Annotated in this window: 24 protein-coding genes, 1 pseudogene and 1 riboswitch; of the genes and pseudogenes, 8 read left to right on the top strand and 17 right to left on the bottom strand. The window is 53.1% G+C overall.

The window, feature by feature from the left end:
* Nucleotides 1-174: 174 nt before the first annotated feature.
* Nucleotides 175-2412, bottom strand: coding sequence for an amino acid permease (locus tag LIW51_RS30890; protein ID WP_227379874.1), 2238 nt, complete (start codon nucleotides 2410-2412; stop codon nucleotides 175-177).
* Between the two features lie 163 nt (nucleotides 2413-2575).
* Nucleotides 2576-3259 (bottom strand): potassium channel family protein, encoded by a 684-nt coding sequence (locus LIW51_RS30885; RefSeq protein WP_227379873.1) that lies wholly within the window; start codon nucleotides 3257-3259, stop codon nucleotides 2576-2578.
* Nucleotides 3260-3337: 78 nt separating this feature from the next.
* Here LIW51_RS30885 and LIW51_RS30880 point away from each other — a divergent pair, with 78 nt between their 5' ends.
* Nucleotides 3338-3691, top strand: a complete 354-nt coding sequence (locus LIW51_RS30880; protein ID WP_227379872.1) for a hypothetical protein — start codon at nucleotides 3338-3340, stop codon at nucleotides 3689-3691.
* Here the strand turns inward: LIW51_RS30880 and LIW51_RS30875 are convergent.
* The 3 genes from LIW51_RS30875 to LIW51_RS30865 all read right to left on the bottom strand — a co-directional run bounded on the left by LIW51_RS30875 (nucleotide 3688) and on the right by LIW51_RS30865 (nucleotide 6658).
* On the bottom strand, nucleotides 3688-3897 hold the full coding sequence (locus tag LIW51_RS30875; protein WP_227379871.1) for a hypothetical protein: 210 nt from the start codon (nucleotides 3895-3897) through the stop codon (nucleotides 3688-3690). The genes LIW51_RS30880 and LIW51_RS30875 overlap by 4 nt on opposite strands.
* The gene (locus LIW51_RS30870; RefSeq protein ID WP_227379870.1) at nucleotides 3898-5439 is read right to left on the bottom strand and encodes a TrkH family potassium uptake protein; all 1542 of its coding nucleotides are present in this window, start codon (nucleotides 5437-5439) and stop codon (nucleotides 3898-3900) included.
* Between the two features lie 190 nt (nucleotides 5440-5629).
* Nucleotides 5630-6658 (bottom strand): universal stress protein, encoded by a 1029-nt coding sequence (locus LIW51_RS30865; protein WP_227379869.1) that lies wholly within the window; start codon nucleotides 6656-6658, stop codon nucleotides 5630-5632.
* Nucleotides 6659-6728: 70 nt separating this feature from the next.
* Between LIW51_RS30865 and LIW51_RS30860 the strand changes: the two genes are divergently transcribed.
* Nucleotides 6729-7481, top strand: a complete 753-nt coding sequence (locus tag LIW51_RS30860) for an Lrp/AsnC family transcriptional regulator (RefSeq protein WP_227379868.1) — start codon at nucleotides 6729-6731, stop codon at nucleotides 7479-7481.
* 4 nt (nucleotides 7482-7485) lie between these two features.
* Here the strand turns inward: LIW51_RS30860 and LIW51_RS30855 are convergent, their stop codons facing one another.
* From LIW51_RS30855 to LIW51_RS30830, 6 genes and pseudogenes are all read right to left on the bottom strand, one after another.
* Nucleotides 7486-7812 (bottom strand): hypothetical protein, encoded by a 327-nt coding sequence (locus tag LIW51_RS30855; protein ID WP_227379867.1) that lies wholly within the window; start codon nucleotides 7810-7812, stop codon nucleotides 7486-7488.
* Between the two features lie 123 nt (nucleotides 7813-7935).
* Nucleotides 7936-10365, bottom strand: a complete 2430-nt coding sequence (locus LIW51_RS30850; RefSeq protein ID WP_227379866.1) for an amino acid permease — start codon at nucleotides 10363-10365, stop codon at nucleotides 7936-7938.
* A complete protein-coding gene (locus tag LIW51_RS30845) occupies nucleotides 10358-10516 on the bottom strand; it encodes a hypothetical protein (RefSeq protein ID WP_227379865.1) in 159 nt (52 codons plus the stop codon). The genes LIW51_RS30850 and LIW51_RS30845 overlap by 8 nt, the downstream gene beginning before the upstream one ends.
* 366 nt (nucleotides 10517-10882) lie before the next feature.
* Nucleotides 10883-11076, bottom strand: a pseudogene (locus tag LIW51_RS39620) (hypothetical protein); the annotation flags it as partial.
* A 151-nt stretch (nucleotides 11077-11227) separates the two neighbouring features.
* Nucleotides 11228-11578, bottom strand: coding sequence for a hypothetical protein (locus tag LIW51_RS30835; RefSeq protein ID WP_227379863.1), 351 nt, complete (start codon nucleotides 11576-11578; stop codon nucleotides 11228-11230).
* 12 nt (nucleotides 11579-11590) lie between these two features.
* Nucleotides 11591-14011, bottom strand: coding sequence for an amino acid permease (locus LIW51_RS30830; RefSeq protein WP_227379862.1), 2421 nt, complete (start codon nucleotides 14009-14011; stop codon nucleotides 11591-11593).
* 538 nt (nucleotides 14012-14549) lie between these two features.
* On the opposite strand from LIW51_RS30830, the gene LIW51_RS30825 reads away from it, so the two are divergent.
* The gene (locus tag LIW51_RS30825) at nucleotides 14550-14753 is read left to right on the top strand and encodes a hypothetical protein (protein WP_227379861.1); all 204 of its coding nucleotides are present in this window, start codon (nucleotides 14550-14552) and stop codon (nucleotides 14751-14753) included.
* 607 nt (nucleotides 14754-15360) lie between these two features.
* Here LIW51_RS30825 and LIW51_RS30820 read toward each other — a convergent pair.
* From LIW51_RS30820 to LIW51_RS30805, 4 genes are all read right to left on the bottom strand, one after another.
* The gene (locus LIW51_RS30820; RefSeq protein ID WP_227379860.1) at nucleotides 15361-15633 is read right to left on the bottom strand and encodes a hypothetical protein; all 273 of its coding nucleotides are present in this window, start codon (nucleotides 15631-15633) and stop codon (nucleotides 15361-15363) included.
* A 50-nt stretch (nucleotides 15634-15683) separates the two neighbouring features.
* Nucleotides 15684-17153, bottom strand: coding sequence for an HPP family protein (locus LIW51_RS30815; RefSeq protein ID WP_227379859.1), 1470 nt, complete (start codon nucleotides 17151-17153; stop codon nucleotides 15684-15686).
* 460 nt (nucleotides 17154-17613) lie between these two features.
* Nucleotides 17614-19866, bottom strand: a complete 2253-nt coding sequence (locus LIW51_RS30810; RefSeq protein WP_227379858.1) for an amino acid permease — start codon at nucleotides 19864-19866, stop codon at nucleotides 17614-17616.
* Nucleotides 19859-20305: a universal stress protein gene (locus tag LIW51_RS30805; protein ID WP_227379857.1), complete on the bottom strand. Its 447-nt coding sequence runs from the start codon at nucleotides 20303-20305 to the stop codon at nucleotides 19859-19861. Before LIW51_RS30805 ends, LIW51_RS30810 begins: the two co-directional genes overlap by 8 nt.
* Before the next feature lie 817 nt (nucleotides 20306-21122).
* Between LIW51_RS30805 and LIW51_RS30800 the strand changes: the two genes are divergently transcribed.
* The 4 genes from LIW51_RS30800 (at nucleotide 21123) to crcB (ending at nucleotide 23282) form a co-directional block, all read left to right on the top strand.
* On the top strand, nucleotides 21123-21383 hold the full coding sequence (locus LIW51_RS30800; RefSeq protein ID WP_227379856.1) for a hypothetical protein: 261 nt from the start codon (nucleotides 21123-21125) through the stop codon (nucleotides 21381-21383).
* Between the two features lie 527 nt (nucleotides 21384-21910).
* The gene (locus tag LIW51_RS30795; RefSeq protein ID WP_227379855.1) at nucleotides 21911-22114 is read left to right on the top strand and encodes a hypothetical protein; all 204 of its coding nucleotides are present in this window, start codon (nucleotides 21911-21913) and stop codon (nucleotides 22112-22114) included.
* Between the two features lie 330 nt (nucleotides 22115-22444).
* A riboswitch (Fluoride riboswitch) is annotated at nucleotides 22445-22509 on the top strand.
* Nucleotides 22510-22515: 6 nt separating this feature from the next.
* Nucleotides 22516-22926 (top strand): fluoride efflux transporter FluC, encoded by a 411-nt coding sequence (locus LIW51_RS30790; protein WP_227379854.1) that lies wholly within the window; start codon nucleotides 22516-22518, stop codon nucleotides 22924-22926.
* On the top strand, nucleotides 22926-23282 hold the full coding sequence (gene crcB, locus LIW51_RS30785) for a fluoride efflux transporter CrcB (RefSeq protein ID WP_227379853.1): 357 nt from the start codon (nucleotides 22926-22928) through the stop codon (nucleotides 23280-23282). The genes LIW51_RS30790 and crcB overlap by 1 nt, the downstream gene beginning before the upstream one ends.
* 395 nt (nucleotides 23283-23677) lie before the next feature.
* Here the strand turns inward: crcB and LIW51_RS30775 are convergent, their stop codons facing one another.
* A complete protein-coding gene (locus tag LIW51_RS30775) occupies nucleotides 23678-24412 on the bottom strand; it encodes a helix-turn-helix domain-containing protein (RefSeq protein WP_227379852.1) in 735 nt (244 codons plus the stop codon).
* 93 nt (nucleotides 24413-24505) lie between these two features.
* Nucleotides 24506-24829 (bottom strand): rhodanese-like domain-containing protein, encoded by a 324-nt coding sequence (locus LIW51_RS30770; RefSeq protein ID WP_227379851.1) that lies wholly within the window; start codon nucleotides 24827-24829, stop codon nucleotides 24506-24508.
* A 91-nt stretch (nucleotides 24830-24920) separates the two neighbouring features.
* On the opposite strand from LIW51_RS30770, the gene LIW51_RS30765 reads away from it, so the two are divergent.
* On the top strand, nucleotides 24921-26027 hold the full coding sequence (locus tag LIW51_RS30765) for an MBL fold metallo-hydrolase (RefSeq protein WP_227379850.1): 1107 nt from the start codon (nucleotides 24921-24923) through the stop codon (nucleotides 26025-26027).
* The last annotated feature ends 1 nt before the right edge of the window (nucleotide 26028 follow it).

Genomic DNA, 26028 nt, shown 5'->3' with positions numbered 1-26028 from the left:
ATCGGGAGTTACGAACTCTCTTGTGATGATTTCTTTTGCCAATATTCTGGCCGTTTGACGATCGAGCTAACAAGTGTTGTTATTTTAAGGGATCTTCCTTATAATTAGTTCGACGACAAATTCGAATAGCGTCACGCAATACTGTTTGCCTTCACTGATGAGTGTGAGGTGCCATTAGTACGCAACGCGCCGAATGACTGCGCTGAGGAACGTCTGTCCTCGTGACTTCGGTGGATGGACGAGCAGCACGCTGCAGTCGATCTTATCGCTAATATCCGCCGCGGGGTCACCGAATACCAGTTCGTGTGCTCGTGAGTGGGCAACTGTCCCTAGGATTGCCAAATCAGCTCCGGTTGTTGCTGCAACAAGCCCGTCGACGGTATCAGTCGTTTCGAGGACGGTACTTTCCGTCTCGACCGAACAGAGCTGTTCAAGCTCGTCCAGAAACTCGTACGTCGCATCGAGAAGTTCCTCCGAAGCCTCCACGTCAACTGCCGTCACAAATCGGATTGTCGCCTCGAATTCGGCAGCAATTGCATTGGCAATCGCGACTTTCACTGGGCCATACGGCCCTTGTTGTGTAAGCACTGCAATTTGGTCGATTTCATCGAAGCCACGATCGCGAAGGAACACGACAGCACATGGCGCATGCTTCATAAACCAATCGACGTCACTACCGAGCAGTTCGGCGTGCCAGTGTTCAGGTCGCCACTCGCCGAGGATGAGTTCGGTGTTGAGATCACGAGCATAATTGACGACTGCCCGCTTTATGTCGTGACTGACGATTTCACGTGCCTCGATAGATGCTGGTAGTGACGCTGCTAAATCGCGTGTCTGCGTTTCGAACGCTCGGTCGTCCGGTCGCATGTCAGTCGCAGACGAGAGCGTCAGCTGTTCGGGGACTTCTTCAAATCGAACAGCGTGTACGGTGCCACCTCGTTGCTGTGCAACACTCGCTGCGACCGTCAGTAGTGAGCGTTCACGTTCGGCGGACGTCTCAGCATCCATCGCAACAAGGACATGCCCATCACCAATGGTACCATCACCATCAGCCACCGTCCGTTCCGTTGCTGCAAGCGTTTGCGAGCTCGTCGACCGTCGAATCGCATCGAGAGCTGCACCTTCGCGTTCGGTTTTCTCCCGGCCATAGAACCGATACCACGCAACCCCAATGATGATGATGCCAGCGGCACCTCCGAGTGCGATGACACCCATCTGTGTGAGAAGGACGAGGCCACCGGCGGCACCGAACGCCTGCACCCACGGGTAGCCAGGGGCAGTGAATTCGGGTTCATACCAGGCTAGTTCGCTTTCACGGAAGGCGATGACCGCACCGTTGATGAAGACGAAGACCAGTATCTGGAATGCACTCGCCAATTTGGCGAGATTGACGACCGGGACGAACGCGATAAGGACAAGGAGAATTGCCCCGGTAAACCCGATTGACCAGATCGGCGTCTTGAATCGCTCACTTACCTCGCTGAACGTGGGCGGGGCGAGTGAATCGCGACTCATCGCAAGTGGATAGCGCGACGACGACAGGATGCCTGCATTCGCCATACTCGTCAGCGCGAACACAGCGACGACAGCAAGCCCGAGTTGCCCGGCTGGCCCGGCGAACGCTCGAGCCGCCATCGCCATGGGCGTCAAATTGTGTTTGTCTTGGAGCTCTGGGGCAGGGACAACGCCCACGATGACGAAGACCGTCAGCGTGTACACCAACATCATCACGAGAACCGAGATGAGAATCGCGCGTGGAATATTCCGACCGGGGTTTTCGACCTCCTCGGCGACGCTTGCGATTTTGGTGACGCCCGCGTAGGAGACGAACACGAATCCGGTCGCGGCGAGGAGGCCACCGTTTCCGTGAGTCAAAAACGGATGAAACTGTGACTGATCGACGTACGTCATGCCGTCGGCGACGAAGCCGACGAGCACGAGCAGGACGAGACTCACGATTCCTGCTTGCAATCGCCCAGTTTGTTTGACGCCCACGATATTGACGACGATGAGGAGGACACCGAGCCCAAGTCCAACAAATGTGAGGAGTCCCGCTGGAACCTCGATGAGTATGAGGAGGTACGCGCCGAGGCCGACGAGTGCGAACGCGCTCTTGAATACGAGCGAGAACCACGCACCGATACCCGCGATGGTGCCGGGGAGCGGCCCCATTGCGCGATCGATGAAGAGGTAGGTACCACCAGCCTCAGGAATCGCGGTCGCCATCTCGGCTTTTGAAAGTGCCGCAGGAAGGACGATGAGTCCCGCCAACAAGTACGCGAGAATGACGCTCGGGCCGGTTTTTGCAGCAGCCAATCCGGGAAGGACGAAGATACCGCTGCCCACCATCGCACCGATACTGATCGTAATCGTCGCGTAGAGACCAAGGTCGCGTTCGAGATCTTTTGCCATATTGTGACTATTATTTCTCTGATCGGGTATGATGCTTCATCCCTGCGGTATGTGCTTCTGTGGACGGAAGGAACTTAAGGGTGGACATCGCCGTGGTCAGAATTTCGATGGCAGTGAAAGTGATGCAGTCAGTCGTTGAGTGTCCACAAGGGATAGATTCTGTTCATCGACCATTGGTACCTTCTTCTCCCGTGAAGAGCTCCATGACGTCCGGAGCGAAGCCTCGTTTGGAAAACACCGTGACGAGGTCACCAGTTTGAATTTCGGTTTCACCTCGCGGGGTGATAACTGAGGTGTCTCGCTGAATCGCGACGATGAGGACATCTTCGCCAAACAATCCCATCTCGTTTGCTTCTTGGAGCGATGTTCCAGCAATTTCACTTCCCTGTGTTGCGGTGATCTCGAAGACTTCTGCACCCTCTCCAAGGTGCATGAAATCCTTGACGGATGGGCGTTGGACAGCGCGGTAAAGATACTCTGCAATGAGGTGTTGTGGATTCTCAAGGACGTTTACACCGATCTGACGGAACACCCGCATGTGTTCCGGGTTGTGGACGACGGAGACGAGCGATGGGACTTCGAGTTCTTGAGCGAGCAACATCACCATGATATTGATTGCGTCTTCGTCGGTCGTGCTGATGATCGCGTCAGCTTGATCCGCTCCAGCGTCCTCGAGAGTATCCATAATCGTTGCGTCCGCATTAATAACGAGACAATCGTAGGTTGAGGCAGCCCCCTCGGCGACATTTGAATCCTTTTCAATGACGACAACATCGTTGTTTTGTTCGGTCGCGAGTTTGATGAGCTGGCTTCCGATGCTTCCAGCCCCGACGATGATGAGATACATCTCTCAGGTGGTTCTTGTTGGGCCTCGTATATAGGATTACTCAATCGCATTTTTAATGCACCAGCTCAAGAGTCAACTATGGGGCGCAGAAGTTCTGATTCCCGTATCGATGTACCGGATTCGATAGTTGATGAGTTGGGCGCACTTGACGATGAATCCATTCGAGAAGTCATCAGCTATGCACAAACCTTGCTCAATGAACGATTGGAACCAACAACACAAATTGATAAAGCCCCCGGCGAGGAAATTATCAGTATCAAAGAACAGGATGGGTATACACTCGTCACGAAGAACCAACCTTGTGCCGATGGGTGCGACGACTGTCCGCATGGTCCGTATCTCTATCGGGTGCGAGTCGAACAATCACCCGTCGATGGAGAACCAAAGCTTCACTGGTCATTCCTGGGTCGAGTGGAAGAATCAGAGGGCTAACGATAGCGAAGCCCCTTGTACAAGAGGTAGCCCAGGAAAAAGAGAATATACCCAATAGCGAGGGCTCCTGTAACTGCTGTTCGCCCTATGAGGGCAATACTCATGATGAGCAGTGGCCCTAAGAGCAACAAGAGGTCGAAGACGGTGTCTTGGCCACCGAATTGGGCGAGGCGACGCAGTAGTGGGAAGTCACGGTAATCGACCATCTAGCGGTACACCTCCGTCCCCCGAAGGAGACTTCGTAGCAGTACCAATACAGGAACGATTTCGAGCCGACCGATCCACATATTGAAGAGGAACGTCACTTTGATCACGGATGGCATTGCTGCCCCAGTAATGCCACTTGATAGGCCGACGTTCCCCTGTGCACTGGCAACTTCGAACATCACGTTTTGAAGGCTGTAACCGTCAGCCCCAATAGGAAGTGTAACGAGGAGGACGAACATCCCCAATACCAGGAACACAACCCAGAGAAATGCGATAATGGCCGCTTCTTCGAATTCTTGAGCCGTTTCGGCGTCGGTCAAAACTCGGCCATCTAACTTGAATGGACGAAGCGCAGACTTTGGATAGAACACGTTCGTAATTCTGTACCATGTCCCCTTCGTGAGTGTTGCAAGCCGAATCAGTTTGATACCACCAACCGTTGACCCGGCGGCAGCACCGACGACCATTCCGAACGAGACGATGAGCTGCGCTTCCGCAGACCACTCGTTTCCGAGCGACCCGGCGGTTTGAAAGCCGGTGCACGACGCTGCCGAGACAAACTGAAACACACCGTATCGGAACGCTTGGAAGAATGATTCATACGTTTGGTTGAAGAATAACATTCCAGTCAGCACGATCGTTCCACCCCCGAAAAACCCGAACACCCATCTCGTTTGGAGGTCGGTGTAGAGATTCTTCAGATCACCTTGCAGAATCAGATAGTGAATCGGGAACGCAATGCTCCCGAGCATCATCACGGGAATAAGGGCGAAATCGATCGCCACACTATCGTACGTCCCAATACTGTTGTCGGTGATACTGAACCCGCCGGTTGCTAAGCCGGTCATTGCATGGTTGATTGCATCCCATATCGGCATGCCGGCAAGCCAGAGGAGGAGAATCGAGAGGAACGTGAATAGGAGGAAGATCCACCATATGGTCTGAACGGTCGAGACGATGCTTGGATGAATCTTCTTCGAGCGTGCCTCACTTTCGTAGAGCGTCAGTGACCCACTCCCAGGACGTGCGAGAATCGCTGTCGTGAGGACGATAACACCGACACCACCGACCCACTCAATGAATGACCGCCACCATTGGAGCGTGTGTGGAAGAACACTCTCGTCGTCGGTCATCGTCAGTCCAGTTCCCGTGAAGCCACTCATGCTCTCGAAGACGCCGTTAATTGGGTGTTTGAACACAGCAAGTGTCTCAGTCATTGGGGGAGCACTGATAAGTGCGGGGTCAAGCGCGACCGTCCACGCGATGAAGTAGAACGGAAGTGACCCAAACAACGCGATCAGAAACCACCCTGAGGCGGCGATCATCATCCCGTGGAGTTTCCCTGGTTCTACTGCGTTCCGACACAGTTTCGCTAGTCCAATACCCAAACTGAACGTAATCAGTCCCGAGAGTAGAAGTCCTGGAATTGCATAATATTCGCGCCACACAAGAGGGATACTCAGTGAGACGAACAACATCCCGGACAGCGCTTGTAGCATTCGACCAAGGTCGCGTCCGATCGTTCGTAACCACTCTACCATTGCCAAATGCTTTCAACGGATACTACATATATTGCTGGATATTCGATGACTGTCCGAATTATAGTATAAATACGAGCTGTCAAACCAAAATTTCTGTCAGCTCAGTTCTCCTGCTGAACGGCTATTCTCTACGATTGAAAAGAAACTTGTTGCATTTATGCCACTGAGTAAGTTGGCTGTGGAATTACAGCTATACTGTGGAGATACGCCACTGGATTGCCCAGTTCTCGGCGGTTATCGCCATCGCTACTGACTGTGACGCAGTGGAAAAGACAGTATCGGTCGTTGAACCGAACAGAAGCCGTTGCAACCGTCCTTTTTGAGATGCACCGAGCACCGTCATGTCATAGAACTCCGTCTGTTCGGCGATAGTCGCGGTGGTATCATCCGTTTCAACGATCCATGTGTTAACCCGTTTTGCGCTGCCCAGACGGTCGATCGCAGCGGCAACGTACTGTTCAGCACGTGTTTGGATTCGATCCGGCGCATCGTCAGGAATCACATGGATGATATCGATCCAGGCATCGTGTTCTGACGCGAGGACGTGTCCGATATCGACTGCCAATCCTGTATTCGAATTGTCCCCTACAGGAACGAGAATCGATGATATTGAGGCAAGTGAACCCATGCTGTTGGTTACAATTGCCGCGCAGGGAACACTCGCTGCGATTCGCTCCGCTAGCGTTCGTCGAACCACAGGAAACCGTTTCGATGTCGGTGACTCCTCTAGGACAACAGCACTGATACTATGTTCTGTAACAGCATTCCTAATGGTGCGTTCAATGCCGCGTCCAAGCCGAACAACACCTCGGATATCGAGGCCAGGATATTTCTTGGTGGCATCGGCGACGATTTCGTCGACAACCACGTGGTGTTCCACACGTTCTTCGCGAGTAAGTTCTAGCGGTCGTTGCGACGGTATTGAGACCGGACGGACGATCATCAATCCTGTCCCGTTTGCTCGTGCGAGCGTCATACCGATCGAAAGACTTTGCTGTACCTTTTCCTGGTCGAGAACTGGAACGAGTATCGCACCTGTAGTGGACGGAGCGAAGGTTTTCACTTCGGACGGGGTGACGGCCCACGGCTGTCCGAGCAATCCTCGTTCCATACGCTCACTTTGTACTAAAGCAACATAAATAACCTGACTCAATTTCTGATCCGCGAAAATGAGGTCTGAAAATTCAGCATCTGAATAAACCCCTCCATGCCCAGACATCCAATTGTCAGCAGGAAACAGCAGGAAAAGGGCGAAAAACAGTTCAGTATGCCACCGAATAACCAAATGTATGGGATACCGGCTTGACGAAATCGACAAACGAATCATCTATCATTTAATGAAAGATGCTCGGAATACCTCCGCCCCGCAGATTGCTGACGACGTCAGTGTCTCCGCTGGGACAATCCGAAACCGGATTAATCAAATGCAAGAGCACGGGATCCTTATTGGGTTCCACGCCAACGTTGATTTCGAGCGCTCAGAAGGGTATCTGACGAATTTATTCACCTGTACCGCGGAAATTGTACATCGAGAAGAAATTATCCAGCGCATCTTCGCTATTTCTGGTGTCATCAACGTCCGCGAACTCATGACTGGACGAGGGAATGTACAAATCAAAGCCATTGGTAAGGATACGAATGACCTCGCTCGCATTGCGCGTGAACTTACGAATATTGGAATCGAAATCGAGGACGAGGGTTTAATACGGAACGAGCGTTTTCAGCCCTATCAAAAGTATGGGCCCGACAAGGAACGCAGTCAGCTCTCGATGACCGACCTCATAAGTCTCTCTGGCGAGTCAGATGTCGTCGAAACAGTGATCAGTGCCGATGCACCCATTGCTAACAAGACACTAAAAGAGGCGGATCAAGCTGGGCTGATTGGCGATGAGCTTCTCATTATTGCTATTGAGCGTGACGATTCGATTCTCACCCCCAAGGGGAGTACTCGGATTCAGCCCAATGATGTAGTGACAGTGTTTTCACGAAAAGGAGTTTCCGACCAATCACTTCAGGGATTCACGGAACAAGCACCAGGGTGAACGGTTACCCGACTCTGAGGACTTGTAGTATTGTAGGGAGCGTCATGCTGATAACACCAGCTCCAAAGCCAAACCCAATAAATGCAGCTAGCGTCGAAATCTGACCGCGAGTAGTTTCGATTCCATGCATCATATAGAGGATAATTAGTGCACCAGTTCCTAGGCAGATGTCGAGGCCAGCGAGGAAGCCGAGCACAGCAAAATACGGATCAGCAGTGAGTGACAGAAATGGATACTGTGGCATCCATATCCCAGTTATCGTCGCGAGCGTTCCAGTGACAACGTACAGGAGAAACACTCCGCCGGTAACGATCATTCCCGGCATCGCCATTCGCGCACTGAGGAAACACGTCTGTTCCAGCCAAGTAGCTACTTGAGCACTCAGAGAACGTTCAGGGACGTCAAATTCATCATCTGATGGTGGAGACATCGTCCAAATCAGGTTTTGGCGTGCTCAGCTCGCCAAGTCGGCTGCTTTTGCTCCTTTACCAACCCACTTCTGAACGAAGTTGCTGACCGCCGATTGAATCGGACGATGCTTTTTCGCCATCACGACCTGGCCATCGAACTGCTCGCCGACTGTCTCTGGAATTTCACCGAAGAGAATGCGCCGGAGGAGACCCTCACCTGCGGCACCGAGGACGACCGTGTCGAAGTCGTTTTTCTCGGCATAAGAGACGATAGCTTCTGCAATATCGTCGCTTTCAATGACGGTTGTCGAGACTTCGAGATCCTCCTCTGCTAATGTCTCTTGGCGGTCCGTGAGGAACGATTCTGCATCCTCACGATTATCGTCGCTGGTGACTACGTTGAACAACGTCACATTCGCACCCATACCAGCATACCCGGCGGCGATATCCTCGGCAACCTCTGCATGTGGGCCACCGGCCATTGGAACGAGCACGTTGTGAGGCGTATCTCGGTCATCCCCGGCGGTTTTGATCACTGCGACGTCGCATGGGGCGTGCTCAACGACATGATCAATAATCGACCCAAGGACGAGATCCGACGTTCGTTTCCGACGCCCCCGCCAGCCCAGCAGGATTAGATCGCTATTTCGTTGGTAGGCGATGTTGTCGATACTTCGGCCAACGTCATGCCCAATCGTCACCGTCCGATGGGCGGGGATGTCCTCGGGGACGTACTGCATTGCATCGTCGAGGATTCGACGTTGCTGGTCGGTATTCGCGCGGCCTTCAGAGAGCGGTGTCTGCTCGGGGACGGTGGCGATCGATGTCAACAGCACTTCACCATCGTTCCGACGGGCGATTGCGCTCCCGGCCTTCACAAGCTTCTCAGCATGCTCGGGATTTGCGATCGGAATCAGAACTTGGTAGCCACGGTCAATTACCGCACGTTCTTCGGTCACCAGACGAGTCTCCTCTTCGATTTCAGTTTCCCGAACGCGTCCCCGAGAGTAGATGAAGAAGATACCAATACCGACGAGGATCCAGGCGATAGCACCGTACCACGCCAGCGGGCTGTAGTTGAATAGATAGACGGCGAGACCAAGTTTAGTAATGATTCCGATGATTGGGACGTACGGGAAGTACGGCATCACGTAGCCGTAGTCAATCTGGTCGCCCCACTCGCGCCGGATCACGATAGCAGCGTAGTTCACTTGCAAGAACAACAACAGAAACATCACGTCAGTTGCTGCGGCGACTGCTTCGATGGGAAGTGCGACCGCCATGAAGATGATGAGTGCTCCAGAAAGCGCTGTTGCGATATACGGTGTTTGCTTCTCCGAATGAACCTCACTGAACGCGTCGGGCAAGACATGATCACGCCCCATCGCGAACGATACTCGCGTCGACGAGAACGTTGTTGCATTCAGTGCCGACAGCGTTGAGAAGATACCCGCTACAAGAATGACGAGCGTCCCGTATGGCATGATCTGGCCAGCCGCTTGGGCGAGACCAAACTCGCCAAGATGCCCGAGAATCTCCCAAACCGCGGCATCCCCGATGTTCGCTGGGACTGCTGGGAGATTCGTCGCCCCGTGACCACCGGTAGCACCCTCTTGGGCCTGTTGGAACAGTTCGGGTGTGACCGTGACTGCACCAATGAGAACGATGGCGACGAGTATATAGATCGTGACGACGATCGCCATCGAATAGAAGACCGCTTTTGGAACTGTTTCCCTGGGATTCACAACCTCCTCACCAGATTGGACGATGATTTCGTATCCTTCGAAGGCAATGAATGTCAGTCCCATTGCGATGAAGATGCCACCAAAACCACGCGGAAGGAAGGGCTGAAACCGGCCAGATGCTTCTGCTGGATGACCAAAGATGTAGCCCAGCCCGAATGCGATGAGGATAATGATAACGGTAACCTTGACGAGGGTCACGATGTTGCCGGCGAGTCCGGTTTCTTTCGCCCCGCGGTAGTTGATGTATGCAAAGAGTGCGCCGGCAAAAGCGGCAAATGCCTTCTCCGGGCCGATTGTGAGAACGAACAGATCCACTGGCGGAAAGAGTTGGATGCCGAAATACTCCGTCAAAAGAAGGTGGACAAACGCACCAAACCCGAGCGTGTACAGCGACCCGGCGACGGCGTGAGCGAACCAACTCATCCACCCCGCAAGAAATGCTTGCGAGCGTCCAAGTGCTTCCCGAACCCAGAGATACCCACCGCCAGCCTCGGGAATGGCACTGCCAAGTTCGGCGTAGACCATCCCCGTGAAGATAGTGATGAAGCCGTTGAACGCGAACGCCATCACCAGACCCGGTCCGGCTTGGCCGGCAGCGAGCCCGGTCAGCACGAAAATCCCGGCACCGATCATCGCACCAATACCGATCATCGTGATATCGAACAACGAGAGGTCGCGAGCCAGATCCGTTTGATTTTCGTGCCCGGGAAGACCGCTCTCGTCACTCATTGGTCTCACCGTCCCGATTTCGGAACGGACCTTTGTGGTATCTTCCTTCAGCGATTTTATCGGTCACGTACTTCCCGTGAACCACGGCGATTTGGAGACCAAGCCACGCCAACACGGTTAGGATGACTCCTGCGATTAATGTTGAAACCATGTAACCCAGTTCAAACTGAACAACTATAAAAGTAGGCGTCGGTATTCACTATCTCTACTTAAGACTAGATTACTGAAACCGAAACTACTGAAGGTGCTTTCCGTATTAGTAATGTCCGCGGCGAGTTTCAAGAATATGGGCCGATAGAATGCGGATCCAAGCGGTAGAACAGTCTACGAACGCCTAGAGAAATGAACAGCACTGAGAAGGTGCTTTTGGATACTTTTGCCGTTATAGGTGTGAAGGCAGATGACGCGACCCTACGAGTAGTCAAAGATTATGCCTATGGAGACTGGCGCTACCTACGCGAACCCCTATCCCTGCAAAGCACGTCGTCAAAACAGCAAATCTCATCTTTCAGTGACAAGCGAGTTCGGACAGTGAAAAGGTGGCCAGCAACGATACAACACCGCCGAGGGCAAACGAAATCATGCTAGCCGGCCCTGCAGCCTCTACGGCGATGCTGATAAGCACGAAAATTCTGATACCAATCATCGTTCTGAGGCTGATGTGTAGGCTTCAAGGAAGCCTAAATAGTGTGCACAGTCCTGCTCATCCATGGGAATCCTCCTCTGGCAGAAGTGTGATGACCGGACGATCGGCGTTCGTCAACAGAGAATGCGCCATATCACCGGTGAGGAGTCGTGTCTAGCAACTGTCGCCAAGCGGTGTAAAGGAATTATAAACTAAACCCAAACAAGACCTGCAGTGTCATGGGAAGCGTATGCCGAACGATTGCTGCTCCAAGCCTAATCCGACGAATCCTGTAAGAATCGCAACTGTATCCCGATACTGAAGTACATTCCGTCCAAAGTACGTCAACCAGATGACTGCGAATGTCTCAATACAGACAAATATACCGAACAGCATTCCAAGGATATTGAAGACAGGGTCGGGATTCGGTCGTAGCGAGAGGAAACTATAGTCGAAGTGAAACGGCATGAACGTAAGCGCTACTATGCCGCCAAGAGCGTAGAGAAGAAAGAGAACGAAAAAGCAGACCATTCCGATGAACCCGATACGAAACATCGTTTGCAGCGCTCGTTCGATACTCGTTGCCATGGTTGAACGGGGTTAGAGCCACCGGCGAAGTCGTGAGGTGATGTCGAGGTGCCGTTTAGCCATTATCACCGTGTTCTGTGCCTGGCGGCCAATCTGTTCAGGGATTGCCCCGAAGACAAGCTGTTCCAGCAATCCTTCACGCGTCGCACCGACAACAACGAGGTCATACCCTGCTGACTGGTCGATAACTGTATCGACAATGTCCTGTCCCTCGATGACCTCGCCAGTCACGGAGATTCCCTCACGGAAGGTGGCGACAGTGTCATCAACTATTTCTCGCCCGTTCGTTCGCTCGCTTTCGTCGGCGGCAGGCTCTACCACATAAATAATATCCACTTCGGCCTCTTGCGTGTACGCGACACTATCCGCTATCTTAGCGGCGAGATCTGCGTGCGGGCCACCCGCGGTTGGGATGAGTATTCGATCGACCTCCCCGGTTGCGTCAGGAGCGACGCGTTCCACCATCACATCACACGGAGCGTCCTGCGCGACCTTATCGACATTACTCCCGAGAATGATGTCCCGACGCTGTGATTTGTGCTGCCCCTTCCACCCCATAAGAACTGCTTCACTATCGTACTGCTCAACGGTGTTGAGAATCGCTTGCGCCACGTCGTGGCCGATTCGGATTGTGCCACTCACCGGCACATCAGCGTCTCGAGCGATCTCCATCGCGTCGTCGAGCATGTCAGGTTCATCTTCCACGAACTCACGACCTTCCGAAATCGGCGTCTGCTGCGGAACCGTCACAACGCTCATCACGAGGATCTCCCCGTTCGGATACGTTTCCTCATCTTTCGCCAGATCGATGGCGGTTCGCATCAGCTGCTCGGCGTTCTCTGGGTTGGCGATGGGGACGACGATCTGGTTCTCCCCGGACGTGGTCGGTTCGGGGGAGACCACGGTCGGCGTCTCCTCTTCGAGCTGTTCTGCTTCCTGCTGTTTCGAGTAGCTGTAGTAGATGCCGAGCCCGAGGAGCATCCACACTGCCGTCGTGACGAGGGCGACGAACCCGTGAGAGTTCTCTCCCGTCAAGCCGGGCTGTAGTCCGAGTTCGAGCAGGAGGAACGGCGTGAGGAAGACCTGGAGGACGATACCGATGAGCGGCGGCCACGGCATGAACGGTACTGTGTACGTCCTCGGGAGGTCGGGGTGGGTCTGGCGCATCCGGATGAGCGTCCAGTTCACCTGCACGAACAGTAGAATGAACATGATGTCCGCAGAGGCGGCGACGCTCTCGATGGGGAGTGCGACCGCCATCAGGGCAATGAGAACCGCCGAGATGAGAATCGCCCAGTGAGGCGTTCGCTTGTCCGAGTGAATACTGTCGAAGATGCCGGGCAGTGCACGGTCGCGACCCATCGCGAATGAGACGCGACTGGACGAGTATACCGTCGCGTTCAGCGCGCTCATCGTTGCCGCCAGACCGGCGAACAGCAATAAGGGAGCGCCATAGGGAACGAACTGGCCCGCCGCGCTGATGATGCCCAACTCACCCATGTAGCCGAGCGCTTCCCACGTCGGCAACGACGGACTTGCAGTATCTGGAATGGCCGTGCCGGAGATGAGTTGTGGCGTGATTTCAATGCCGCCGATAGCCGCGAACGCGACGAGCACGTAAATGGGAACGACGATGTACATCGAGTAGAACACCGCTTTCGGCACGTTCTTTCCGGGATTGACGACTTCCTCGCCGGACTGGACGATGATTTCGTATCCTTCGAACGCGATGTAGGTGAATCCCATCGCACCCACGATACCCATCCAGCCGCCGGGCGCGAAGCTCGGACTGTTGAGGAACTTCGATGTCCAGTTTGGTTGTTGGAGGGTCGCCCAAATGCCGAAGCCGACGAAGAGACCGAGGATGACGACCTTGATGGCGGTGACGATGACGCCCGCCTTCCCCGTCTCTTCGGCCCCGCGGAAGTTGATGTACGCGAACGCCGAAATCATCAGCACGGCAAGGAGTTTCTCGTAGAAGTGCAAACCAAAGCCGAATGCAGGGAAGTGAGCGAGGTTCAGAATTTCGACGAAATGGACGAAGAAGGTGCCGAAGGTCACAGCGTAGAGCGAACATGCTACTGCGTGGGCGAACCAACTCATCCACCCGGCATAGAAGCCGTTCGGATCGACGAGCGCCTCTTTCACCCAGAGATAGCCACCGCCTGCTTCAGGGAACGCCGCGCCGAGTTCCGCATATGAGACGGCGGTGAACATCGCGACGAACCCGTTGAGGATGAACGCGGCAGTGAGCGCAGGACCCGCGATGCCCGCCGCGAAACCGGTCAGGGCGAACACGCCCGCACCGATCATCGCGCCGACGCCGATGAACGTGATGTCGAACAGGCTCATATCGCGGGAAAGTTCCGTCTCAACATCCCCTTCCCCGGCTGGCTCTTCTGCAGCTACATCCTGTTCAGAGTCATTCGCCATGCGCTCTTTTTCTCACTCGATCAGTAAAAAAGAACTGGCGAATCCTCAAAAAAGACAGATTTCAGATATTATGTTCGAAAAAGACGGTTAGAACAAGAGATCTACTTATTTCAATATTCTTATATATAAATGCCGCCCAAGTCACCATTTATATTTCAGCATCCCCCTAAGAGAGACAGTTAATTGAACGTTGACTGGCTGTTTCGTCAGGTCAGCCCTTCGTGAACCACGGCCACATCAATATCAACCTCCTGAATTTGTTCGGATGTTGGAGGCGATAGAATGCGAGAGACCTTACTACGGTCCGTACTCGCCCCGATGGTGACGAGGCCGTAGTATGAATCGTCCGTGGTTAGATAATTCTCCGCTGAGATAAGTGAAATCCGCATCCAAATATTTTCTCAGTGAACGACTCAACTAAGGCGGTGAGCATTCGTTCGGCCTTAGGTCGCTGAGTATGTTATGTAATACCGTTCATGAAACATGTGCCGTCGTATTTCTTCGCGATCGTGACTTCGATGAAATAGATACTATCCCGGTGTTCACACAACAGGGGCCGTACGGCCCAGTGAAAGTCACGGTCGCTAATGCAATTGCGACCGAATTCGGGGCGACGATTCGGTTCATGATGGCAGTCGACGCAGACGCCTCGGAGGAACTCCTCGATGCGGCGTCTGAGTTCCTGAACGAGCTTGAACAGCTCTGTTCAGTCGGGACTGACGTACCGTACTCAAAAGGCTGATACGGTCGATGGACTCGTTGCAGCAACGACTGAGTCTGACGTAGCATTACTAGGGACGGATGCCCATTCTCGTACTCACGATTTCTTGTTCAGTAATCCGGCGACGGATATCATTGATGAGCTCGATTGCAGTGTGCTTCTAGTCCATCCGCCAAAATCAAGAGGACAGACGTTCTTGAAAGTGGGGATCGGCCGAATTGCGTATTAATCCAACGAGAGCAAGCATAACGTAGCAATTATCAAGTAGTCCTTCACAGCAAGTCATGCATCACTCGCGAACGACACGACCCTCGCCTCATCTTCACCAGTGCATGCTGAAGTTGAAATCGCCGCTCTCGCTGCTTACACTACCCTCTGTTTTTATTTTGTATTCTAGGAAGCGAAGTCAAGATTGATCGTTCACTAATCATACACGGCTACACGACGTGCTCAAGCGGTCCATCAGAGTTGGACAAGCATTTGATTCAGATCCAGCTCAATGCTTCCCTCATAGTCGATAACGCTCTCAAACTCGCCTCGAGATTAGCTGTTTTCGTCGAATCCCGAGCGTGGTCGGCAGAATGGTCTTGCTTCGGAGCGAGATGCGATTACGCACACCGCGAGCGAATTAACGATGAGCGCTGCTATCAGCGTTCTCCTCTGTCCATGTAGTAGCATGATCGATTGCAGCTTCCTGAGTCGAGAACTCACCAAGCTTCTTCGAGCTATAGAGACTTTCGTCGAAGAGAAATACGGTGTATCCCCGGTCAATGAACGTCATATCTTCCACATACAGTTTTCTGTCGGTGGTGTCGTCCTGCCAGGCCCGGATCTTTTTTATCGTCTTCAAGATCTTCTCTTCGGAACCATCCGTCCACTGCCATATGCTTATTGTTAGCACTGGACAAGTGAATATTCGTCGCTTGCGGATCCGTGGCTCTTGCGCGAGTATCAGTGGCGATGGACGATAGCCAAGTCACAGTCAATATCTTGGATTTTTTCGAACGTCGGTGGTGAAATAAATCGAGATGCGGTACTTCGATCCGTACTTGCGCCAACAATGGCAAGATCGTATAGCGAAGAGTTGTGCGAAAGGAACTCCTCCACAGACGACCGCGAAATGTGTGTGTCAAACGGGCCAGAAAACGTCTCGACAAGATTAGCAAGCATATGTTCTGCTGAACGACGCATTGTTCCTCGAGAGATGCACGTACAGACATTTACCCGACCAGTCTCTCCAACGAGTCGCTGAGCGAAGTCAAGCATTCTGTGAGCAACATCGCCGGAGTTCCGAACGAGTACTAATACACGCGACCAGTGCGTCCGCTTGGTGGTCGGACGGAAAGCAATGACATCGATATCTCCGCCGAACAACATGCGAATGAACGGTGAAAACTTGCCAGCGTCTTCCTCATAGGGAGTGACAATAAGATCACAGTTCGTTTCTCGGGCCGTCTGCAATGCGATATTTGCTGTGGCAGTTCCGTCAACCGCCACGACGAGTTCACAGGGGATATCTACCGTGTTCTCGATATGAGTTTCTAGATCCTTGAGCCGTGTCACGATCTGGTCAGTAATACGTTCCTCAGCAGCAGTTGTAACCTCGGACGTTGTGTTCTGTTCTGCGCCGATTAGTCGCGGTGAGATACTTTGTTCCAAACGAACCTCCTGTTCGACATCTTCGATGGTTTCGTCCGATACGATGTCTAAAAGCACGACTTTTCCGGCCTCATGCGCCGCAGCGAGGCGAGCTGCAAACATCGCAGTTGTCTCTGCTTGCTCTCCACGCATTGGGACGAGAATGTTATCGTCACCCCGTGTTGATTGATAGAGGTAATGCGCCCGCCGCTCGTAAAATAAGCGACGCCAGCTGACGAACACCGCCGCGACGAGACCGCTCGATACAGCAACGCTGAGAACATATGCAAGCTGTGAGGTTCCCGTGACGAGCACAAGAAGCGCAGTCGAAAACGCCGACGGCTCCTCGAGATCGAATGCCCAAGTACTAATTGCAGTAAATAACACACCCATCGCTGCACCGCCAGCGGATATTTGGGATTCACCTGGGGGTGTCTGATAGAACAAATAAGCGGCTAGCTCCAGCGCAGCCCATCCACAGAGAGCGCCGACAGTTAGCCCCCCGACGAACTTTCGCGGGGACGCGTACCGTCCTTGGGGGTCAGCAAACAGTGTATACGTGCCCGCCGCAAGCGGTGGGAACAACAGAAACGATAACTGCTCGATAGTGTTCGATAGGAGCGTAACCATGCCGATGAGCAGGGGAACAAAAAGCAATACCGAGAGGTGAATCAAGTTTCCAGTATGCTCAACCCACCGGCGAAATTCCCTGAGTTCACGGCGTTCTACTCGTCGAAGCCGTTGATGAATCCTCTCATATTGCGTTCGTAGTCGCTCGAGCATAGCGATAGTATCAGATGGTGCAGTAAGTGTGTTCTGCCGATTTAGCTAAATTACAGGTGGGTAAACCCCCTTCCTCACCGAACAAAGCGAAGGATGAGTGTTTCATCGGAGATAACCATCCAAACGGTTTTTTGAGAACATTTTCCTTTGATGCTGAACTTGGCTAACAGGAATCCGCTGGATACGCGGCGAGCAGATCGAACAAAGATGAGAATACAAGTGCTATTCAGAACAAGATATCATCTGCCGTCGGAGTTGGCATGTTAGAATGATAGTTCCCGCATACAAGGATGGCCATTCTTGTCGTGACCTTCCAGTTATCGCATCTACTTGTCGCGGTGTCAGTGATAGTCGGCGTTTTCGTAACTGGGGTGTTTTCATCGCTCGCCGAAGCGATGGTAACTCATGACTGACGTCAATTCACACTTCGAACTGATAGTTTCGACCAGTCCAAAACAATTCAACTAGTAAGACGGGAAATAAGACCTTCTCGAATCGACTGCGGTGTTTGTTTGCTACCGCGAACCATTGCCACCGTCCCTGATGCGTTCTCGCCGATGGTTTCCGGAAGTGACCCAAAGAGAGCTTGTGAAACGGAGCCAGAGCGCGTCGCTCCGACACAGATCGTGTCGTACGATTTAACGGTCTCAAGAATGGTCGGCTCGATATCGTCGGTGACAACGACCTGTGAGTCATAATCCATGAACTGAATACCGGCCGCACTCGCAACTTGGTCGATGATTTCCTCACCGCGTTCAGTCGGATCTTGCTTAGATTCCTCGGACGTACGCTGGACGTTCAGTAGCGTTAGCCGTGCTTTCCCTTGGGTCGCCGCAACAAACTCTCCAGCCCGTCGCGCAGCGACAGGGGAATGAGGGCCTTCCCCGGCGAGAACGACGATCTCCTCGACATCGTCGTGTGATTGGTCAGCGTTTAGTTTCACGAGCGTCGCCTCACACGGTGCTCGTTCGATAATTGGATCGATGTTCGAGCCAAGAATGTGTTCGCGGGCACTTCGTCGGCCTTTCCACCCGAGGAGGACGTGGTTCGCATTCTCCTCTTCGATCACATTGAGGACGACCTCGCCGACGTTTCGTCCAACAATTGCCCGTGTTCGAAGGCCAACATTGAGATCGTTTGCGATATCTCGTGCTTCGTCGAGGAGTTGCTGTTGTTTCTGGACACGTTCCTCTTCGAACTCGAGATCCTGTGAGAGCGAGGTTTGTTGTGGTACCTCGATAACGTTCACTGCGACGAGTTCGGCCTGCTCGTCGTCATGCGCATGGGCGCTTGCAGCGGCGAGGCGAAGGAGTTCACGTTCGGTTTCTGGATTTGCGACTGGCACAACGACCCGGTATCGTCCGTGGCCATCCGCCGTGAGTGTCGGCGTCGGCGCAATCGCTTCCCCAAGCAACCCTTCTCGAACTGCTCGGTCGCGGGCGTAGCCGAAATACCACACGATACCGATGCCAACGATCCCAAGACCGAGTAACTGAACGAGAGTGTCCATCTGAACGAGTACCCACACGCATGCGAAGAAACCGAGAATAGGAACAATGGGGAAGAGAAAGAATCTGTTCGGAATTTCAAATGCCGGGTCATAGTCAGCTGGGTCTGCTCGTCGCATGACGATGACGGCGATGTGAACGAGTGAGTAGGTGACCAAGTACGCGAAACTCGCGACCTCGGCGAGCGTCCCGATACCGACGCCGACGGTGATCAACAGCAAGATGATCGCACCAGTCGCCATGATTGCGCGGTATGGTGTCCGGAAGCGGTTGTGCACTTCATTGAGCCAATTAGAGAGGATCCTGTCCCGCCCCATGGCGAAGTTCACCCGTGCAGCGGACAGTATCGAGGCGTTTGCACTCGAGACTGTCGCGAGGACAGCTCCGACGACCATCGCTATCGCGCCAATCGTTCCGAGGACTTGTTGGGCGACGTCCGCCACCGGAATCCTGGAACTGGCGAGCGCATCGATGCTGAGCGTTCCCGTGCTGACGAACATGACAAGCACGTACAGCAGCGTCGGAGTGACGACCGCTGCGATCATCGATAACGGAAGGTTCCGACTCGGGTTTTTGATCTCCTCAGCGCTCGTCGCGATCACTTCGAACCCGATGAACGTCACGTACACTGTGCCGATGGTTGCGACAACTGCCCCCCAGCCGTTCGGATTGAACTCACCGAGTGTATCGACGTGAAGGACGCCGAATGCAACGAACACGATGATGAGACCGATGAGAGCGATGACGATAACGTTCTGGAGCGCACCCGTTTCTTTCACCCCGTAATAGTTGACGCCGGTCAAAATAGCGGACATGATGAGTGCAGCAATCGCCACCCCCGTCGATCCCATAGGAACGAAGTACGTGAGATACTGGCCAAATCCGAGCATGTAGAATGCGCTCGCGAACATCAGCCCGGCCCACATCCCCCACCCGACGATACTACCGAAGAAGCTGCCGAGAGCCCGATTAACGTAGTAATAGCTCCCACCCGCTTTCGGCATGCCAGTGGCGAGTTCGGACAGCGAGAGGGCGGCCAGCAACGATACAACACCGCCGAGGGCAAACGAAATCATGCTAGCAGGGCCCGCTGCTTCCGCGGCGATGCTGGGCAGCACGAAGATTCCGGCGCCAATCATCGTTCCGAGGCCGATCGTGTAAGCTTCGAGGAAGCCTAAATCGCGGGCGAGTTCCTGCTCATCCATGGCTGTCTTCCTCCGGCGGAAGGGTGATGACTGGACGATCAGTATTCGTTAACAGAGAATTCGCCACGTCACCGGTGAGGAGGCGTGTCCAGCGCTTGCCGCCACGCGGTGTGAAGACGATGGCTGATGCACCGTATTCGCGCCCCGCGTCAACAATGGCGTCAGCAACGTTCGTTCCGTATCGCACCTCGGTCTCGAAGTTTGTGAAGTCCGCGTTCGTGAACTGTTCGATAGCTCTATCGAACATCTTCTCGGCTTCCTCCTGTAATTGCTCGGGCGATGCTTTGTCGGGTGCGCCGTCTGCCTTCTCGATGACGTGGACGATCTTGGCTTCGCTCGTGTCTCGATCGAGATATGGCAGCAGTGCTTGACACGTCGTTTCCGCATCTGACTCCGATGCGACCGGGACGAGTATTTTCTGGAAGAGCGTCTCTGGCATAGGAATACGCGGTATTTATTAGCTCGCTGCAACCTGTTTTCGAGTCATCTGCCAATCTCCGAAATCAGGATACAGTCCTTGTATGTGTGAATCCATCTCACGGAGTGTCCCATCTCATCTCCCTTAATTCATTCGAGAATCTTTTCCAGCTGTATTGCGCCAAACGGAAATTGGGAGCAATGATTTTTTGATTATGTAATATCGAAACCTCCGACGAGTGAGCGCACAGGTCAGGAGCTTCAACGAGGCGTCGATTGAGCTGTTGGAATCACTCAGGTTCGAACACGATGGAACTCTGCGAGAGGTGAGCGATGGTGGTGAGTATACCGATACAGCGGGTAGTTGTGTCATTGGCTGTGTGCGTGTACTCGAGAACAGTCATAGGTGCGTTGGATTGGCAGACAGTGCAGTGGTAGGTAGCTTGCTGGATGGTGTGCTGTGTTCGTGATCGGTGGGGCCGTCAGAACGAGGTGTAGTGCATAGCGTGTCGATGTGTGTCTCTCTCACCGTGAGAATCGTCCGCGATAGGATAGTCGTAGTGATGCGAACTTTGTCACCTGCCGACAGGCGTTGGGTGAGTGTCTGGGCGTCACGGGGATTCAACGGCGTCGGGACGATCGAGCGTTGGTCGGCAGCCATGCTTGCTCACCCCCCTTCTGGTTAGTGATACACTTTACATGCACACTGCTATAGAGTCAAAAACTACGGTTCTACAGCGATTTTCGAGTTACACGGCAGTCAATAACTGCGCAATGTGTACGCTGGCAACTGCTACGCCACCCAAGGATTACTATTGATTCCGCTTGAAGTCAAACACATGACCACATCCGATGAGGATTCTGCCACAGCAGAGTTTATCACCGCTGTTCAAGAACTCCTCTCCGCCCGAGAGAACGTGTTAAGTTACGATATTCGAGAAGCAACACCAAAAAGTGCACTCGTTGTTGTTGAAGAGCGAACACAGAATGAACGGTCGACTCATGTTCTCTATCGCATTCAACAAGAAGTAACTCCCCAGAACAGAGAAGATATTCACTTGGAATATCTCGGCCCCGTTGACGAAGATGAAACGCCATAGACACGAAATCGATATCTCGAACCATCCTGTAGTTTAGTCATTCTGGGAATACTGCAGTATATATCATATGTTAATACTTTACGTGAATAAGCCAAGAAAGGTGTTTCAAAACACCACTGTTCTCGGAGCTATACTGCTTTTCACCAAAATACCAGAGCTGGATACACATGCGGGACGACCTGCTAGCCCGCATTCGCGGGATATGCCATCGGAGTCAACGCATTAAACACCGACGACTGCGTCAATTACGTCGGTGGATAGAATGCACGAGCAATCTCGTGCATCTCTCTGTCCTTCTCTTCGTTCCGTTACTCATTGTCCTTATAATGGTGTTATCAGAGGTCGTTCCGACGCTCGCTCTCCTCAATCTCTGATGCGCGTTGCTACTGAAGAGTGCCTTTTTTTAGACGTGGACAACTTGGAGAGCGAGTTCCACCTCTATTATTCAGCTCATCGCAGCGTGGAACAACCAGTCAGTTAGACTGCATCTCTAACAGATTTATCTGGATGACGGGCATAATCCGGATATGGATATTGTGAGACAGCTCTACCATCGCGTTGATGCGTGGACGAGGAACCTCTCGCGCAGGGCATATGCAGTTCTGATAGGCATCCTGACCGGTATTACGATCCTCGTATTCGGCCTGTTGCTAGGAGATTGGGTACTCTTTCAGGCAGTATTGATGGCTCTCACAATGACCGTCGTCTATTATGCGCTTGACTCACGGTAACCGATAGGAGTATACAAATGGTCCTGACTTGGGTTGTTCACCGTGCGCGAGTTGTAGTGTGCGTTCGGGGGTGCAGCCGCAACGTCGACGAGTGGGAGATGGTACGAGGTAAGCCGAAATTCAGCAGTGAGGGTCATATGCGTTCCTGGCAGAAGTTGAGACCGACGCTCTCAATGCATACGATATGATCTACCTCACGGTTTTGTACAGGAAGATAATGATTGAATTACTAATCAGGAGATCTACCTCATTGTCGCTTCGTTCGACCCATATACAATCGCAATTTTAACATAGCCACCAGAGTCAATTCAAACCAACGCCCCCTTGTGGGTCTATTCGGGCGATGGAGTCCGCCTGACCCAACCGCCACTCTGGCTGATGACTCCTACCACACATCAGCCATGGCTCAGACACACCCTCTTGAACACTTGGAAGCAATCCTAGTGGTCGGTATCGGCGGGTTCGCCGGCTCGAACCTCCGATACTTCATCGACCTCTTTGTCCCAAGCTCACTGGCGGCCACTGCGTCCGTCAATATACTGGGCTGTTTCGCCCTTGGGTTCCTCATCTACGAGGAACTCTTCAGCGGTACGATTTCTGGAACCAGCCGGACTCTCATGGCGACCGGATTCCTCGCCTCATTCACCACCTATAGCACGTTCATCATCGACGTGCTCACCACGACACCAACGGTGGCGATTGGCTACATCATCGGTAGTTACGCGTTGGGATTTGGGGCGGTCTTACTCGGTCGTGAGGCAGCCCGGTGGGTTAGCACTGTCACACCTTCGGCACCGGAGGTGGACGAGTGATGGAACCTGCTCATCTCCTCGGTACCGGTGGTGCGATTGGCGCGGTATTACGCTACACGGTTGGCCAGTTGCTTGTCCACGACCGATTCCCGTTCTCGACGCTCACCGTGAATGTAGTGGGGAGTTTCGTGCTTGGACTCGTCGCGTTCGCCGGGTTCAATAGTGAAGTCACCCTCTTCGTTGGTGTCGGGGCGTGTGGTTCCTTCACAACGTATTCCTCGTTTTCGGTGCAAACTGTCCGGTTGTGGGAGAAGGGCGATCGACTACGCGCAAGTATCTATGCCCTTGGGACGCTTGGACTGTGTCTTATCGCTGCGGGTATCGCCGCTGGCATTGCGACTGTCCTCCAGTTGTGAATGAACGAGTGACTCTTCGACTCTGAACATCTCTGGGATACCTACACCCACTGTATTGAGCGACTAGACGCGTTCTTAAGCGTGTCGTGTTCAGCGTCTCGTAGTGTCGACAACTCGTGAGTCTCATTGAACTAGGGAATCCAAAAGTTGAGACTGTCGTTCTCAATGCATAGAGTACGATGACACAGGACCCTCTCCTTCAGATCTTGTTCACTGGTGGGATTCAATTTCGTCGAAGAATTCCTCGATCCGGTCTTCGAGTTTGTCCTGAATTTCACGCACCTCCTCGATTGAGTTCCTATCTGGATCGTCGAGACCCCAACCACGATTCTCACCGCTCCAGGTGGCAGGACAGATGCTTTTCCTCCAGAATGGTGTTACTGGATCAGTGTAAGTCAGTCTGTTTCTACGGTTTCCGACGACACTGATGGTTGACGGGTACCCAGAACATTGGATGCTTGTGTCTCGGTGAGGAGTCGAATGAACGGTTCAACATTCGTGAGGAGCTTATTTTCGGCTTTTCGGAGGTGTTCTTCGAATGTCGCCCGCGCGATGTTTGTCTGTTCAGCCAGCTCCTTCGTCGATGCGCCTCGTGGTTGGTTGTAGTAATCGTTGTCTAAGGCCAGTCGGAGGGCAGCGAGCTGTCTATCAGTAAGACCAGCAAACAACCGGTCGACCGAGAAGAGCGTGCTGTGAGGGAGTTGGCGTTTCTCAATAGAAGTTTTTGAGAGGACATCGATCTCACGAGATTCGTCTAGTTCCTGCAAAACTCCTTGTATATCACTTTCGTCAAACCCGATCACCGTATAGTGTTCCCATCCCTGTCGATAGGTGGTCGGCGGGGTATACACACAGGTGTGGTTCTGGAATAGCTTGATGATGGATTTCTCGATCGGGCATTTACACGATTGCACGACCACGTAAAGTCCATCGTCGTCGGTCGTACTGTGAAGGACGTCTCCGATGCGTTGAATCTCTTCAAGAAGATCCTCGGACGGTGCCGTTGGGCTTGACAGCTCTAAGATCTGGCAATCGTGGTGGTGCCATTCACGGATTGTGATATCTGGAAACTGCTCGGAGAATTCTCGATATGGGCATTCGTGACGGATCTTGAATGATGCTTCGTACATGGTGGCATCATAGACTGTCCGTAACTATATATAGTCTACCGGTTATAGCTGGTGTTCAAAGAATAAAATCACTAAACTGATTAGGAAAGAGTATTACTCTGAACTCTGCTTCCACCCTTCGAGTCCGTTATCTAGTGCCTTTGCATCGTACCCTTGCTCGCGAAGCATGTTTGCTGTTTCTCCCGAGACGTGGCCTGCATCACAAACCGTAACAATTTCAGCATCAGCGGGAAGATTATCCAACAGTTCCAGTGCCTCGTCGACGTTTCCAGAAAGCAATGCCTCTCGAACGGGAAGATTCTCACTTCCCTCAATGTGCTCTTCTTCATAGTCTCCCGGGGAGCGGATATCGACAATTCGAAGATTGGCGTCGTTTTGGCGTCGGGTACGAAGTTCTTCGGGACTAATTCCAGCCATCGCCAAGTACTACACAATAAGGGTAATTAGAGGTGGTGCCAGTTATAGCTGGCAGTGGTGATATGGCAATGTCGAAGCTACCTAGTACGTGATGGCAGACCTCTCACCAGAGACCCTCGCAGACCGATTGGAGAATGAGGATGACCCGCTCCTTGTTCTTGATATCCGGCATGAAGACGAGTTTGAAAGCTGGCATATCCCAGACAGCGTCAATATCGATGTCTACGATACGCTAAAAGAGTCGCCCGAGCAGGCACAACCAGCACTCGAAACACTTCCGCAAGACAAAGAGATCGTCACCGTCTGCGCAGCAGGAGAAGTCTCCGACACGGCGACGACCGTGCTCACTGAGCTTGGATACGAGGCAACGACCCTTAAGGATGGAATGGGCGGCTGGAGTCGTGTCCATCTCGCAGCGGAACTTCCGGCCACTGGCCCTGATCAGCTCATTCAGGTGGCACGACCGGGAACCGGATGTCTCTCGTACGTCCTTATCGATGACGGGGAAGCTGTCGTCGTCGATCCGAGTCAGTATACGCAGAACTATCTCGACCTGATTAATGCGCATGGGGCAACGCTCACGGCGGTTCTTGAAACACACGCCCATGCTGATCACATCTCTGGCGCGCAGGAACTCGCTGTGAACCACGACGTCCCTCGCTACCTCCACCCTGCCGACGCTGGTGATCTCTCGTCCGCTACCGCACTTGCAGATGGGCAGGTGCTATCCCTGGGGTCGATCGAGATTGAGATTATCTACACACCGGGTCATACCGAAGGAAGTGTGACGTTCAACGTAGCTGAGAAAGCTCTCCTGACCGGCGATACGCTCTTCCTCGAGAGTGTGGGTCGCCCCGACCTCGAGGGTGGTAACGATGCAGCCATTCGTGACCGCGCAGTAACCCTGTATGCAAGTCTCCAGCGACTCCTCGAAGAACCGGACGACCGCTTGGTTCTCCCTGCTCACGATCCTGGGTCCCCTAAGCCTCCAATGACTGCCTCCCTTCATGACATCCGAGAGCACAATGAGGTACTGAGATACGAGCGAGAGGGATTTATCGAGGCGATCACGGCAAACATTCCTGAGACGCCACCTAACCATGAGCAGATTAAACGTGTGAACGTCGGGAAAGAGCACGTCGACGAGGAAGAGGCTCGGCAACTTGAATTAGGACCGAATCAGTGTGCTGCAAATTAAC

It is taken from the genome of Haladaptatus halobius, assembly GCF_020618475.1.
Classification (GTDB): Archaea; Halobacteriota; Halobacteria; order Halobacteriales; family Haladaptataceae; genus Haladaptatus; species Haladaptatus halobius.
This window is presented reverse-complemented; position numbering and strand designations above follow the sequence as displayed.

Excerpts from the sequence above, each read along its gene's own strand:
- LIW51_RS30845 (WP_227379865.1), bottom strand. The coding sequence starts at position 10,516 with ATGGTTTCAACATTAATCGCAGGAGTCATCCTAACCGTGTTGGCGTGG.
- LIW51_RS30800 (WP_227379856.1), top strand. The coding sequence starts at position 21,123 with ATGACCACATCCGATGAGGATTCTGCCACAGCAGAGTTTATCACCGCT.
- LIW51_RS30875 (WP_227379871.1), bottom strand. The coding sequence starts at position 3,897 with ATGGTCGATTACCGTGACTTCCCACTACTGCGTCGCCTCGCCCAATTC.
- LIW51_RS30770 (WP_227379851.1), bottom strand. The coding sequence starts at position 24,829 with ATGGCTGGAATTAGTCCCGAAGAACTTCGTACCCGACGCCAAAACGAC.
- LIW51_RS30850 (WP_227379866.1), bottom strand. The coding sequence starts at position 10,365 with ATGAGTGACGAGAGCGGTCTTCCCGGGCACGAAAATCAAACGGATCTG.
- LIW51_RS30865 (WP_227379869.1), bottom strand. The coding sequence starts at position 6,658 with ATGTCTGGGCATGGAGGGGTTTATTCAGATGCTGAATTTTCAGACCTC.
- LIW51_RS30880 (WP_227379872.1), top strand. The coding sequence starts at position 3,338 with ATGGGGCGCAGAAGTTCTGATTCCCGTATCGATGTACCGGATTCGATA.
- LIW51_RS30795 (WP_227379855.1), top strand. The coding sequence starts at position 21,911 with ATGGATATTGTGAGACAGCTCTACCATCGCGTTGATGCGTGGACGAGG.
- crcB (WP_227379853.1), top strand. The coding sequence starts at position 22,926 with ATGGAACCTGCTCATCTCCTCGGTACCGGTGGTGCGATTGGCGCGGTA.
- LIW51_RS30835 (WP_227379863.1), bottom strand. The coding sequence starts at position 11,578 with ATGGCAACGAGTATCGAACGAGCGCTGCAAACGATGTTTCGTATCGGG.
- LIW51_RS30860 (WP_227379868.1), top strand. The coding sequence starts at position 6,729 with ATGGGATACCGGCTTGACGAAATCGACAAACGAATCATCTATCATTTA.
- LIW51_RS30870 (WP_227379870.1), bottom strand. The coding sequence starts at position 5,439 with ATGGTAGAGTGGTTACGAACGATCGGACGCGACCTTGGTCGAATGCTA.
- LIW51_RS30810 (WP_227379858.1), bottom strand. The coding sequence starts at position 19,866 with ATGGATGAGCAGGAACTCGCCCGCGATTTAGGCTTCCTCGAAGCTTAC.
- LIW51_RS30830 (WP_227379862.1), bottom strand. The coding sequence starts at position 14,011 with ATGGCGAATGACTCTGAACAGGATGTAGCTGCAGAAGAGCCAGCCGGG.
- LIW51_RS30890 (WP_227379874.1), bottom strand. The coding sequence starts at position 2,412 with ATGGCAAAAGATCTCGAACGCGACCTTGGTCTCTACGCGACGATTACG.
- LIW51_RS30775 (WP_227379852.1), bottom strand. The coding sequence starts at position 24,412 with ATGTACGAAGCATCATTCAAGATCCGTCACGAATGCCCATATCGAGAA.
- LIW51_RS30790 (WP_227379854.1), top strand. The coding sequence starts at position 22,516 with ATGGCTCAGACACACCCTCTTGAACACTTGGAAGCAATCCTAGTGGTC.
- LIW51_RS30815 (WP_227379859.1), bottom strand. The coding sequence starts at position 17,153 with ATGCTCGAGCGACTACGAACGCAATATGAGAGGATTCATCAACGGCTT.
- LIW51_RS30765 (WP_227379850.1), top strand. The coding sequence starts at position 24,921 with ATGGCAGACCTCTCACCAGAGACCCTCGCAGACCGATTGGAGAATGAG.
- LIW51_RS30805 (WP_227379857.1), bottom strand. The coding sequence starts at position 20,305 with ATGCCAGAGACGCTCTTCCAGAAAATACTCGTCCCGGTCGCATCGGAG.
- LIW51_RS30855 (WP_227379867.1), bottom strand. The coding sequence starts at position 7,812 with ATGGCGATGCCGGGAATGATCGTTACCGGCGGAGTGTTTCTCCTGTAC.
- LIW51_RS30885 (WP_227379873.1), bottom strand. The coding sequence starts at position 3,259 with ATGTATCTCATCATCGTCGGGGCTGGAAGCATCGGAAGCCAGCTCATC.